This window comes from Microbacterium sp. (assembly GCF_047972865.1).
Taxonomy (GTDB): domain Bacteria; phylum Actinomycetota; class Actinomycetes; order Actinomycetales; family Microbacteriaceae; genus Microbacterium.
Genome location: NZ_JBKEAY010000140.1, coordinates 1 through 12,332 on the forward strand (window position 1 = coordinate 1; position 12,332 = coordinate 12,332).

Consider the following 12,332-nt stretch of genomic DNA (forward strand, 5'->3'; position numbering starts at 1 on the left):
CGGACTCATGCCGTCTTCGTCGAGGAAACCGGCCACGAGTTCGCCGCCCTGCATCCCCCCGGCGTACTGCCCGCGGGCCGCCGCGGTGGAGAGGTCTTCGGGGAGGCGCACCGCCGCCAGCACCTTCTCCTTCTCGGCGCGAAGATCCTTCGCAGCGAGGGAGATCGGCTCCTCCATCGCTGTGAGCGCGAGCAACTGCAGCAGGTGGTTCTGGATCACGTCCCGCGCGGCGCCGATGCCGTCGTAGTACCCGGCGCGGCCGCCCACGCCGATGTCCTCGGCCATCGTGATCTGCACGTGATCGACGTAATTCGCGTTCCAGATCGGTTCGTACAGCTCGTTGGCGAACCGCAGCGCCATGATGTTCTGGACGGTCTCCTTGCCGAGGTAGTGGTCGATCCGGAAGATCGAGTCCGCGGGGAAGGCGACCTCGAGCGCCGCGTTCAGTTCGCGTGCTGTCCGCAGATCGCTACCGAACGGCTTCTCGATGACCACGCGCCGCCAGCTGTCGGTTCCGGGTGTCTCGTCGACCAGGCCGCACTCCTTCAGCTGGCGTGCGACGATGGGGAAGTCCCGGGGCGGAATCGACAGGTAGAACGCGTGGTTTCCCATCGTGCCGCGGTCCACATCCAGCCGCTCGACGGTCTCGCGGAGCCGGCGGAAGGCGTCGGCGTCGCCGAACTCGCCGGAGACGAACCGGATGCCCTGCAGGAGCTGTTGCCAGGTTTCCTCGCGGAAGGGCGTGCGGGCGTGCTCCCGGACGGCATCGTGGACGACCGCGGCGAAATCCTGGTCCTTCCAGTCCCGCCGGGCGAACCCGACCAACGCGAACCCCGGCGGCAGCAGCCCGCGGTTGGCGAGGTCGTAGACGGCGGGCATGAGCTTCTTGCGGGACAGGTCACCGGTCACCCCGAAGATGACCAGCGCGCTCGGGCCCGCGATGCGGTTCAGCCGGCGATCGTCGGCGTTGCGCAGCGGGTTGTGGCCGCGGGAGATCGGGACAGTCATCTGGTTCCTACTGTGCGGCTTCGAACAGCGCGAGCACGTCGGCTTGCGGGTCGCTGAGGGTGAGCGTCACGACCGGGCGGCCGAGCGCGGTCAGGACGGCGGCGTCCCCGGCGGCCTGGGCAGCGATGAGCTGGCCGAATGTGAAGGGGCGTCCCGGGATCTCCAGGTCGACGTCTCCGGACTGGAGGATCTGGAGGAAGACACCGTTGCGGGGTCCGCCTTTGTGGTACTGGCCGGTGGAGTGCAGGAACCGCGGACCCCACCCGAAGGTGGTCGGCCGGCCGCAGTCGGCGGCGATGAGTTCGCGCAGACCCGCCAGTTGCGGCATGGCGAGCCGGTCCACGTACGCCTGCACCGCGACGTACCCGGTGTCGGCCACGTTACGCCAGAGGGCGTCGAAGACCGCCTCGATCGTCCCCCCGGTGGCGAGGGCGGGGTCGGAGACGCGGACCGCGATGCCGTCCTGCACAAACGCCGGAGCGGACGGCTCGGGACGCGCCTCCAGCAGTCCGCGTGCGGCGGTCTTGGCCGCATCGACATCGGGCTGATCGAACGGGTTGATGCCGAGCATGCGTCCCGCGATCGCGGTGGCGTACTCCCATACGACGAACTGGGCGCCCAGCGATCCGCTGATGAGCACCTCGTCCGGGTACCGCTCGATGATCTGGAAGCGCACCGCGTCGTCGACGAAACGGACGATCTGAACGTCCGTCTGCGGCGTGTCCGTCTCGGGCGAGACCGGCAGCAGGACCACGGGGAGGATGCCGGTGCCGTCCTTGCCGGTCGACTCCGCCACGAGCTGTTCGATCCAGTCGGGCAGGCCAAGGATGTGGGTGCCGTCGCTGACCAGGCCCAGCTTGTCGCGTCGCGGGTCACCGCCCGCGATCGCCGCAGCCAGGACCAGTGCGGGGTTATTCGCGTCGTCGATCGCGACTTCCAACAGCGTTGCTTCGGCCTCGTCGAGCAGTTCCGCGATGTCGGCTCCGGCCAGACCGGCTGGCACGATCCCGAACGCGGTCAGCGCCGAGTACCGGCCGCCGACGGTCGGGTCGCCGTGGAAGACGCGATAACCGGCGCGCGACGCGGCGGCATCGAGCGCTGAACCGGGGTCGGTGACGACCACGATCCGCTCGGCAGGATCGATACCGAGATCCCGCCATGCAGCCTCGAAAGCACGCAGCACAGCGTCGGTCTCGGCCGTGGAACCGGACTTCGACGACACGACCAGGACGGTCCGCTCGAGCCCCAGACCGGGCTCACCGTCGATCGCCGCGAGCACCTGCGCGGGTGCGGTGCTGTCGACGATGACCAGTGGCACACCGGCTGTCGCAGTGATCACCTCCGGTGCGAGCGATGATCCGCCCATCCCGGCCAGGACGACACGGCTGACGCCGTCCGCGTGCAGCCGTTCGCGCAGCGACGCGATCTCGGCGACGAGCGGACGCGAGACCGACACGGCCTGTACCCAGCCGAGTCGCCGGGCGGCCTCGGCCTCGGCATCCGGCCCCCACAGGTCGGCGTCGCCGGCGGTGATGCCGCTGGCGATGAGGTCGGAGACCAGCCCGGGCAGCGTCGCCTCGACGACGGACGCCACGTGGCCGGAGACGTGGATCTCGAAGCTCAACGCGATGCCTCGGGCGCCGTGGCCAGCGCCGTGCGGACCGTTGCCTGCAGGTCGTGCCAGGAGTCGATGAATTTGGCCACGCCTTCGTCCTCGAGCACCTGCGTCACGTCGGCGAAGTCGACGCCGACGGCAGCGAGACCGTCGATCACCGCGTGCGCGTCGGCGTAGTTGCCGGTGATGGTGTCTCCCGTGACGACACCGTGATCGCTCGTGGCTTCCAGGGTCTTCTCGGGCATCGTGTTCACGGTGCCGCGGGCGACGAGCTCGGTGACGTACAGTGTGTCGGGCAAGCTCGGGTCCTTGACGCCGGTGGAGGCCCAGAGCGGACGCTGCACGGTGCCGCCGGCCGCGACCAGGGCCTGCGCGCGATCGGCGCCGAACTCCTGCTCGAACAGCTCGTATGCCAGCCGTGCGTTCGCCACACCGGCTTTGCTCTTCAGCGCGAGGGCGTCGTCCGAGCCGATCGCCGTCAGTCGCTTGTCGACCTCGGTGTCCACGCGGGAGACGAAGAACGACGCGACCGAGTGGATGCTGGACAGGTCGATGCCGGCATCCTTCGCCTTCTCCAGACCGGCCAGGTACGCGTCGATGACGGCCGCGTAGCGCTCCAGAGAGAAGATCAGGGTGACGTTCACGCTGATGCCCGCGCCGATCACCTCGGTGATGGCGGGCAGGCCCGCTTTTGTCGCAGGGATCTTGATGAGGGCGTTGGGGCGATCGACCTTCGCCCACAGCGTCTTGGCCTCGGCGATCGTGCCCTCGGTGTCGTGGGCGAGGTCGGGGGAGACCTCGATCGACACGCGCCCGTCGACGCCCCCGGTCGCGTCGTACACGGGGCGGAAGATGTCGGCCGCCGCGGCGACGTCTTCCGTGGTGAGCGCGAAGATCGCGGCATCCGCGTCGGCACCGCCGGCGGCGAGCGCCGCCAGCTCACCGGCGTAGTCGGCGCTGCCGCCGCCGATCGCGGCTTGGAAGATGGTGGGGTTGGTGGTCACACCGGTCACGTCGCGGGTCGCGATGAGGTCGGCGAGGTTGCCGGAGGCGATCCGGGACCTGCTCAGGTCGTCCAGCCAAATGCTGACGCCGGCTGCGGACAGAGCGTGGGTGGGGGTGCTCATGCGTTCTCCTCAACGGTTGCGCGGGCCGCGTCGACGACCGCGTCGGCGGTGACGCCGAACTTCTGGAACAGGGTCTTGTAGTCGGCGGAGGCGCCGAAATGGTCGATGCCGACGGTGCGGCCGCGGTCGCCCACGACCCCGCGCCACAGCCCCGTGGCGCCGGCTTCCACCGACACCCGGGCGGTGACCGCGGCCGGCAGCACCGACTCGCGGTACGCCGCGTCCTGCTCGGCGAACCACTCGAGCGAGGGGGCCGACACGACGCGAGCGCCGATGCCTTCGGCGGCGAGCGCGTCGCGCGCAGCCACGGCCAGCTGCACCTCGGAGCCGGTCGCGATGAGGATCACATCCGGGTCTCCGTTCGGCGCTTCGGCCAGGACGTACGCACCCTTGGCCGTGTGGGCCGCGGAGGCGAAGACGTCGCCGGATGCCGTGCCGTCGCCGGATGCCGTGCCGTCGCCGCGGGGGAACACCGGCACGTTCTGGCGGGTCAGCGCGATGCCGGTGGGCCCGGCGGTGCGGCGGACGATCTCGAGCCACGCGTGTGCGGTCTCGTTCGCGTCGGCGGGTCGGACCACCGTCATGTTGGGGATCATGCGGAGCGAGGCGAGCTGTTCGATCGGCTGGTGGGTGGGGCCGTCTTCACCCAGGGCGACCGAGTCGTGGGTGAAGACGAAAACGCTCGGGATGTTCATGAGCGCGGCCAGACGCACGGCGGGGCGCATGTAGTCGCTGAAGATCAGGAACGTGCCGCCGAACGGGCGGGTGGGGCCGTGTAGACGGATGCCGTTGACGATCGCGCCCATCGCGTGCTCGCGGATGCCGAAGTGCAGCACCCGGCCGTACGAGTCACCGGACCACTCGTGGGTGGACCACTCGGTGGGGATGAAGCTCTTCGCGCCCTTGATGGTGGTGAGGTTCGACTCCGCGAGGTCAGCCGATCCGCCCCACAGCTCGGGGAGCTCGGCGGCGAGGGCGTTGATCACCTGACCGGAGGCGGCCCGGGTCGATACGTCCTTCCCGGCCTCGAACACGGGGAGGGCGTCGGCGATGCCGTCGGGGAGGGCACCGGCCTCCAGTCGATCGAGCAACGCTTTGCGGTCGGGGTTCGCCGCCGCCCAGGCGTCGAACCCCTGCTGCCACGCCGCGCGCGCGGTGGCGGCGCGGTCCGACAGCGCTCGGGTGTGCGCGATGACGTCGTCGGCGACGGCGAACGCCTGCTCGGGGTCGAAACCGAGCACCTTCTTGGTCGCGGCGAGTTCGTCGGCGCCGAGCGCGGAACCGTGGATCTTGCCGGTGTTCTGCTTGCCCGGGCTCGGCCAGCCGATGATGGTGCGCAGGATGATCAGCGACGGCTTGGCGGTCTCGCCCTGGGCGGCCTCGATCGCCGCGAACAGCTCCGCGACGTCTTCGACGTACTGTCCGGTCTTCTTCCAGTCGACTGTGAGGACCTGCCACCCGTACGCCTCGTATCGGGCGCGCACGTCTTCGGTGTAGGCGACGTTGGTGTCGTCCTCGATGGAGATCTGGTTCGAGTCGTAGATCGCGATCAGGTTCCCCAGCTGCTGGTGCCCGGCCAGGCTCGATGCCTCGCTCGTGACGCCCTCCTGCAGGTCGCCGTCACCGGCGATGACGTACACGAAGTGGTCGAACGGGCTGGTTCCGGCGGCAGCGGCCGGATCGAACAGTCCGCGCTCGTAGCGGGCCGCGTACGCGAAGCCCACCGCCGAGGCCAGGCCCTGACCCAGCGGACCGGTCGTGATCTCGACGCCCTTGGTGTGCCCGTACTCGGGGTGACCGGGGGTGAGCGACCCCCACGTGCGCAGCGCCTCGAGGTCGGTCAGCTCGAGCCCGAAACCGCCGAGGTACAGCTGCACGTACTGGGTCAGCGACGAGTGGCCCGCCGACAGGATGAACCGGTCGCGCCCGAGCCAGTCGGTGTCGGCCGGGTCGTGGCGCAGCACCTTCTGATAGAGCAGGTATGCCGCCGGTGCCAGGCTCATCGCGGTGCCGGGGTGACCGTTGCCCACCTTCTCTACGGCATCCGCCGCCAGAACACGAGCGGTGTCCACCGCGCGCCGATCGATCTCTTCCCACACCAGCTGTGACAACGGGTCGCCTTTCGTTCGGAAGCCCCGCGTCGTCGCAGTCGCTCGTGGCCGTCGAGAGGCGACGAGCCGCGGCGCGAGGGACGGGGGCGTATGTGCCCCCAGCATATCGAAGGGGCCTGTCGGCGCGGCACCGGACGGCGCCGCGTGACGCGCCGTTTCACCGGCGCAGTGCGCTCAGCGCGCGGGCACGGATGCCGGCACCGCACCCCCGGTGGAACCGCGCGCGATGAGGTCGAACCGCAGCCGGGGCGGTGCGGGCGGGCGGGCACCGGATTCGACCCAGTCGGTGACGAGATCGGTGCACTGTGCACCGATGCGGGCGGGGTAGTGGTCGACCGCGGTGATTCCGGGGCGGACGAGCCGGAAGGCGGAGCTGTCCACGGCCGCCGCGACGAGGATGTCCCCGCCGACGACGAGTCCCTGGCTGCGTGCCGCGTCGAGCACGCCGATCGCAGCGCCGTCGGGAGCGCTGATCACGGCGTCGGGACGTCGCGGGTCGGCGACCAGGTCGCGCGCGACGTCGGCGACGTGGTCAGCGGACGCCGTGAACGACGTCTGCCGCAGCAACGCGCGGCGTTCATGGCGGTCGCACCAGCCGGCATACGCGGCGGCCGTGCGACGCCCCCAGCTGGTGTTGTCGCCGGCGGCGATGAACGCGACCCGCTCGGCGCCGCGGTCCGCGAGGTGGTCGAGCAGCGTGGTCATCACCTGGTCGTGGTCGGGCTCGACGACGGGGACGGGTGCGTCGGGGGCATCCGGGATCCGCTCATTGCACACGACCGGGAACTCTGCGCGGATGAGTGCCTGCAGGCCCGCGTCGGCGGCGAGCGGATCGACGGCGATCACGCCGTCGACGCGGTCGGGCAGCGAGGACAGGTCGTGGCCGGCCAGCAGGATCGTGAGGGCGAAACCGCGCACGCGGGCCTGCTCGGCGGCGCCGAACACGAAGCGCATGTAGTACTCGAGCGTGCCGATGTCCACCGGAAGGTACAGGCCGATGATGCCGGCTCGGCCCCGCCTCAGGTTCCGAGCCGCGTCGTTGCCGTGGTACCCGAGTCGCGCGGCGACGGCGCGGACGTGGTCGACCGTCGCGGGGGAGACCCGGCCCGACCCGCCCAGGGCGACGGAGGCGGTCGTGCGGGATACCCCGGCGGCGACGGCGACGTCGAGCAGTGTCACGCGGGATCGATTCATCACGCTCATCCTAGGCGGCGGGTCAGGTCTTGTGCCCGGCGGCGTGGGCCGCTACCATCATTCCAATGCGGAATCGATTCCGCACTGGAGTCATCGAAGCGAGAGTGGCCCGACGGGAGTAGCCGGCGCCGAAAAGACCGAAGGAGTCCGCCCATGGCCGATGCATCTGCACAGACGAACGTCGTCACCCTGAAACGCGCGCTGGGAACACCCTCGCTCGTGCTGCTGGGACTGGTGTACATGGTGCCGTTGACGATCTTCACGACGTACGGGATCGTGACGGAGATCACCGGGGGACGGCTGCCGCTCGCGTACACGGTGACGCTCGTGGCCATGCTGTTCACGGCTCGCTCGTACGGCCGGATGGCGCGGGCGTACCCGACCGCCGGCTCCGCCTATACCTACAGTCGCGGGGCGTTCGGTGGGACCGCAGGCTTCCTCACCGGCTGGGCGCTGATGCTCGACTACCTGTTGCTGCCGATGATCAACTATCTCGTCATCGGCATCTACCTGCAGGCCGCCTTCCCCGCGGTGCCCGCCTGGGTGTTCATCGTCGGCAGCGTCGTGCTGGTGACCGCGCTCAACATCTTCGGCATCGTCACGGTGGCGCGGGCGAACTATCTCATCATCGGTGCGCAGGCGGTGTTCATCGTCGTCTTCGTGATCCTCGCCGTCGTCGGCCTCAGCGGATCGGGTCAGGTCGATCTGCTCGCTCCCTTCGTCGGCGACGGGAGCGCCGGCGGGGTCGGTCCGCTCCTGTCCGGGGCCGCGATCCTCTGCCTGTCCTTCCTCGGGTTCGACGCCGTCAGCACGTTCGCCGAGGAGGCGCGCGAGTCGAAGCGGGTCGTTCCCCGCGCGATCATGCAGACGACGTTCATCGCGGGGGCGTTGTTCATCGGGCTCGCCTACATCAGCTACCTCGTGCTGCCGACCACGTCGTTCGCCGACGTTGATTCGGCGGCGGTCGAGGTCATGATGCAGGCGGGTGGGACATTCCTCGCGGCATTCTTCACGGCGGCCTACGTCGCTGGTTCGCTCGGTTCCGCACTCACTTCGCAGGCGGCGGTGTCGCGCATCATCTACGCAATGGGCCGTGACGGCGTGCTGCCGCGGCGGTTCTTCGGCCGGCTGAGCGCACGGTGGCAGAGCCCGGTCGCGGGTATCGCCATGACATCGGCGGTCGGCCTCCTGGCGCTCGTGCTCGACCTCGGCACGGTCGCCTCGCTGATCAGCTTCGGTGCGCTTGCGGCCTTCTCTCTTGTGAATCTCGCGGTCGCGAAGCACTATTTCGTCGACCTGAAGGAGCGCAGCGGCGGTGCGGTCATGAACAACCTCGTCATCCCGGGGATCGGTTTCGCCATCACGGTGTGGTTGTGGACAAGCCTGTCCGGTGCGGCACTGGTAGTGGGTTTGGTCTGGGTGGCGCTCGGCGCGCTGTGGATCGCCGTCGTCACCGGTGGGTTCCGCCGGCCCGTCCCGCAGTTGGAGGGACTTGACTGAGCGGACGCGCGCGAACGCGGACTCCCACGGTGCCATAGACTGGCGGGGAGACTTGACGGCGATTGCGGGGCGATGGACATCACGACCACGGGCGGGTTCGCGGCATCCGCGGATCGCCGATCCCTGGGTCGCACGATCCGCGCCTATGTCGCTCTGACCAAGCCGCGCGTTCTGGAGCTGCTGCTGGTCACGACCGTACCGGTGATGGTGCTCGCCCAGCAGGGGCTGCCGTCCCTGTGGCTCGTGATCGCGACGGTCATCGGCGGATCCATGAGTGCGGGTTCGGCGGCGACGTTCAACATGTACATCGATCGGGACATCGATGCGCACATGCAGCGCACCGAGAACCGTCCACTGGTCACCGGCGAAGCCTCGCCGCGCGGTGCGCTCGTGTTCGCGTGGGTGTTGGCGATCGGGTCCACGCTCTGGCTGGGGCTGACGACGAACTGGCTGGCCGCGGGCCTGAGCGCGCTGGCCATCTTCTTCTACGTGGTGGTCTACACGATCATCCTCAAGCGCCGTACCGAACAGAACATCGTGTGGGGTGGGATTGCGGGCTGCTTCCCGGTGCTGATCGGCTGGTCGGCCGTGACGGGTTCGCTCACGTGGACTCCCTTCATCCTGTTCGTGCTCGTGTTCCTATGGACGCCGCCGCACTACTGGCCGTTGTCGATGAAGTACAAGGACGACTACGACGAGGCCGACGTGCCGATGCTGGGTGCCACCCGCAACGGTTCGCAGGTCGGACTGCAGGTGATCCTGTACGCGTGGGCGACCGTGGCATGCTCGCTGTTGCTGATCCCCGTCGCCGCGATGGGCGCGGTCTACTCCGTGTCCGCCGTCGTGTTCGGCGGCTGGTTCATCTGCGAGTCGCACGTGCTGTACAACCGTGCCGTGCGCGGTGAGCAGCCGCGTCCGATGCGCGTGTTCCACGCATCCATCACCTACCTCACACTCCTGTTTGTCGCGATCGCCGTAGACCCGCTGCTGCCGTTCTGACCGCTGCCCCGGCCTGCACTTCTCTGCAGATCTGCAGTTCTCCGCATATCCGGGGCCTCCCGCATCCGGAGTTGTGCAGATGTGCGGGGTTGCGTGGGGCGAGTCGATTCCTCCACAGCGCGCGGATACGCCCAGGCATCCACAGAAGCGAGCACGGGGGACGCACCGGGGCGGTCGGCGCGCAAGAGTGTGCCCATGTCGAGACGTGGGATTTCAGAACTGGTTGCGGCCGTCGCGGGGGGTGTTGCGCGCGCGTCGTCGCTGCAGCGCGCCGGCCACTCCCGACACTACATCGCCGAGGCGGTTCGCCACGGCGAACTCGTTCGCGTGCGCCGGGACTGGGTTGCCGCGCCGGGGGCGGATGCCGAACTGGTCGCGGCGGCGCGATACGGCGTCGTGATCACCTGCGTCAGCGCCGCGCGTCGCGCCGGGCTGTGGGTGTTGGGCGAGGACACCCGGCACGTGGCCGTCCGCAAGGGAAGCGGTGGGGGCTGGCCGGCCCAGCTGCACGTGCACTGGGCTGCGCCGCTGGTGCCCCGCGCACCCGATGAACTGGTGGACCGGATCGAGAACACCCTCGCGCTTGTCGCAGGCTGCCAGCCGTTCGAGGAAGCACTGGCGGTCTGGGACTCGGCGATCCGGCAGGGTGCGGTCTCCCGTGAGACCCTCGAGCGGTTGACGCTGTCCGGCGCCGCGCGCGACCTGCTCGACGAGGTGTCACCCTTCGCCGACTCCGGGCTCGAGACGTTCTTTCGCACTCGCTTGCGGTGGCTGCGGGTTCGGATCCTCTCCCAGATCTGGCTGCACGGGCATCGGGTCGACTTCCTGATCGGCGATCGCCTGGTCGTGCAGATCGACGGCGGGCACCACGTCGGCGCGCAACGCGCCGCGGACATCGCGCACGACGCGGAGCTCGTGCTGCGCGGATACACCGTGCTCCGCTACACCTACGCGCAGATCGTCGACGACTGGCCCGCGGTTCAGGACGCGATCCAACAGGCCGTCGCGCAGGGCCTGCATCGGGCCGCCTGACCCGCGCGCGGTGACGCGCTTCAGCGGACTTCTGCAGTTCTCCGGATGCCGAGCCACGCCTGAATGCGGAGAACTGCAGAAATGCGGAGATGTGCCGCGGGATGACCCGGGCTACGCGGGGGAGTGGGTGGGGGTGGCGGAGTGGTTGAGGGAGCCGGAGCGGTTGGGGGTACGGGAGGGGGGTGTGGGGGAGGGTGCCGTCACGTGCATGAGGACGACGACCACGGCTGCCACCAGCACCACCGCGAGCACCATGTGGACGTTGACCAGCACGATCGGCAGCCCGGAGCGGGCCTGCCACAGCCCAATGCCGATCTGCACGAGCTCGACCCCCAGGAGCACCAGGGTCCAGCGCCGCAGGTGCAGCGCGGGAGGAGTCCGCCGAGCGCCGACGACGAGCGCAAGCGTGAGCGCGAAGGCGAGGTAGGCCGGCCACGAGTGGACGTGCTGCCACCACACGGGGTCGAGGCCGTTGCGCGCCGCGGCGGCATCGCCGGCGTGCGGACCGGACCCGGTGAGGAGGATGCCAACGACGACGGTGACGAGCACCGCCACGCCGGTGGCATACGCGAGCGCGGCGTATCCGGAGCCGACGGCGCGCACCCGGGGACCCGGCTCGCGGTACACGCGTACCACCAGCACGGTCGCCAGCGCGACCAGGGCGGACGAGATCAGATAGTGGGTGCCGACGACGCTCGGATGCAGGTGCATGAGGACGGTGATGCCGCCCACGACGGCCTGCAGGATGATCCCCAGACCGATCGCGAACGCAATGCGGGCGAGGTCCAGCCGGCGCGGACGCAGGCGCACCACGGAGAGGTACATGAACAGCGCCACGACGACGAGCACCCCGGTGAGGGTGCGGTTGCCGAACTCGATCATGCCGTGGATGCCCAGCTCGCTCGTCGGGACGAGCGACGATCCGGTGCAGTACGGCCACGTGTCGCAGCCCATGCCCGAGCCGGTGAGCCGGACCAGTCCGCCGGTACCCACGATGCCGATGTTGACGGCCAGCGAGGCCCACGCCAGAGCTCGCACCCACCGGGTGATGGCGTGGGGCATGAGGAAGGACCGGACGGAGTTCGCAACGGCCGTCGTGGACATGTACTCGGTTGTCTCCCGGGGCGTCGTAGCGGGGGCCGTCGGTGTCGGGCGTTGCCTGTAGACTCGACGGGTGGAGACAGCGGGGCGCGCCTCGCCGTCCCCCCAAGTATAGGCGCGGTCCGTGCGCCACGAGTTATGGCCCTGGAAGCGGCATCCCACCCTCGTACACGACCCTCCAATCGTGAACACGGCGGGGGAGCGGGAATGCCGGGACGGATGACACCGTTGCGGCCGTGAAGGAGGAAATGCCCATGTCGGATGTGCTCATCGACCGACCGGAGCTCGACGGACTGGGGGTCTACGAGTTCGGCTGGCACGACCCCGATGCCGCCGGCGCCAGCGCTAAACGGGGCCTGAACGAAGCGGTCGTCCGCGACATCTCCGCGCTCAAGGCCGAACCAGAGTGGATGCTGAAGACCCGACTCAAGGGTTTTCAGCTGTTCGGCCGCAAGCCGATGCCGACCTGGGGCGCCGACCTCAGCGAGATCGATTTCGACAACATCAAGTACTTCGTGCGCTCGACCGAGAAGCAGGCGCAGTCCTGGGAGGACCTCCCCGAGGACATCCGCAACACGTACGAGAAGCTCGGCATCCCCGAGGCCGAGCGTCAGCGCCTGGTCGCCGGTGTCGCAGCGCAGTACG

9 protein-coding genes and 1 pseudogene are annotated in these 12,332 nt (G+C 69.4%); 4 read left to right on the forward strand and 6 right to left on the reverse strand.

Annotated features, from left to right (window positions below; genetic code table 11):
* The 5 genes from ACK5KK_RS08675 to ACK5KK_RS08695 form a co-directional block, all read right to left on the reverse strand.
* Positions 1-1,008 (reverse strand): glucose-6-phosphate dehydrogenase (locus ACK5KK_RS08675; RefSeq protein ID WP_416889690.1); only part of this gene is annotated, 1,008 nt, incomplete at its 3' end.
* A 7-nt stretch (positions 1,009-1,015) separates the two neighbouring features.
* Positions 1,016-2,632, reverse strand: coding sequence for a glucose-6-phosphate isomerase (locus ACK5KK_RS08680; RefSeq protein ID WP_416889691.1), 1,617 nt, complete (start codon positions 2,630-2,632; stop codon positions 1,016-1,018).
* A complete protein-coding gene (gene tal, locus ACK5KK_RS08685; protein WP_416889692.1) occupies positions 2,629-3,750 on the reverse strand; it encodes a transaldolase in 1,122 nt (373 codons plus the stop codon). The genes ACK5KK_RS08680 and tal overlap by 4 nt, the downstream gene beginning before the upstream one ends.
* Positions 3,747-5,861 (reverse strand): transketolase, encoded by a 2,115-nt coding sequence (gene tkt / locus ACK5KK_RS08690; RefSeq protein WP_416889693.1) that lies wholly within the window; start codon positions 5,859-5,861, stop codon positions 3,747-3,749. The genes tal and tkt overlap by 4 nt, the downstream gene beginning before the upstream one ends.
* A gap of 174 nt (positions 5,862-6,035) precedes the next feature.
* Positions 6,036-7,055: a LacI family DNA-binding transcriptional regulator gene (locus ACK5KK_RS08695; protein WP_416889694.1), complete on the reverse strand. Its 1,020-nt coding sequence runs from the start codon at positions 7,053-7,055 to the stop codon at positions 6,036-6,038.
* Between the two features lie 153 nt (positions 7,056-7,208).
* Here ACK5KK_RS08695 and ACK5KK_RS08700 point away from each other — a divergent pair, with 153 nt between their 5' ends.
* The 3 genes from ACK5KK_RS08700 to ACK5KK_RS08710 all read left to right on the forward strand — a co-directional run bounded on the left by ACK5KK_RS08700 (position 7,209) and on the right by ACK5KK_RS08710 (position 10,586).
* Complete coding sequence (locus ACK5KK_RS08700; protein ID WP_416889695.1) at positions 7,209-8,555, forward strand: APC family permease; 1,347 nt, start codon at positions 7,209-7,211, stop codon at positions 8,553-8,555.
* Between the two features lie 72 nt (positions 8,556-8,627).
* Positions 8,628-9,554 (forward strand): heme o synthase, encoded by a 927-nt coding sequence (locus ACK5KK_RS08705; protein WP_416889696.1) that lies wholly within the window; start codon positions 8,628-8,630, stop codon positions 9,552-9,554.
* A 195-nt stretch (positions 9,555-9,749) separates the two neighbouring features.
* Entirely contained in the window at positions 9,750-10,586 is an 837-nt protein-coding gene (locus tag ACK5KK_RS08710; protein WP_416889697.1) for a DUF559 domain-containing protein, read from the forward strand.
* A 111-nt stretch (positions 10,587-10,697) separates the two neighbouring features.
* On the opposite strand, the gene ACK5KK_RS08715 is transcribed toward ACK5KK_RS08710, so the two are convergent.
* Entirely contained in the window at positions 10,698-11,690 is a 993-nt protein-coding gene (locus ACK5KK_RS08715) for a COX15/CtaA family protein (protein WP_416889698.1), read from the reverse strand.
* A gap of 251 nt (positions 11,691-11,941) precedes the next feature.
* Between ACK5KK_RS08715 and ACK5KK_RS08720 the strand changes: the two are divergent.
* Positions 11,942-12,332, forward strand: a pseudogene (locus tag ACK5KK_RS08720) (Fe-S cluster assembly protein SufB); the annotation flags it as partial.

Excerpts from the sequence above, each read along its gene's own strand:
- tal (WP_416889692.1), bottom strand. The coding sequence starts at position 3,750 with ATGAGCACCCCCACCCACGCTCTGTCCGCAGCCGGCGTCAGCATTTGG.
- ACK5KK_RS08695 (WP_416889694.1), bottom strand. The coding sequence starts at position 7,055 with ATGAATCGATCCCGCGTGACACTGCTCGACGTCGCCGTCGCCGCCGGG.
- ACK5KK_RS08700 (WP_416889695.1), top strand. The coding sequence starts at position 7,209 with ATGGCCGATGCATCTGCACAGACGAACGTCGTCACCCTGAAACGCGCG.
- ACK5KK_RS08705 (WP_416889696.1), top strand. The coding sequence starts at position 8,628 with ATGGACATCACGACCACGGGCGGGTTCGCGGCATCCGCGGATCGCCGA.
- ACK5KK_RS08710 (WP_416889697.1), top strand. The coding sequence starts at position 9,750 with ATGTCGAGACGTGGGATTTCAGAACTGGTTGCGGCCGTCGCGGGGGGT.
- ACK5KK_RS08715 (WP_416889698.1), bottom strand. The coding sequence starts at position 11,690 with ATGTCCACGACGGCCGTTGCGAACTCCGTCCGGTCCTTCCTCATGCCC.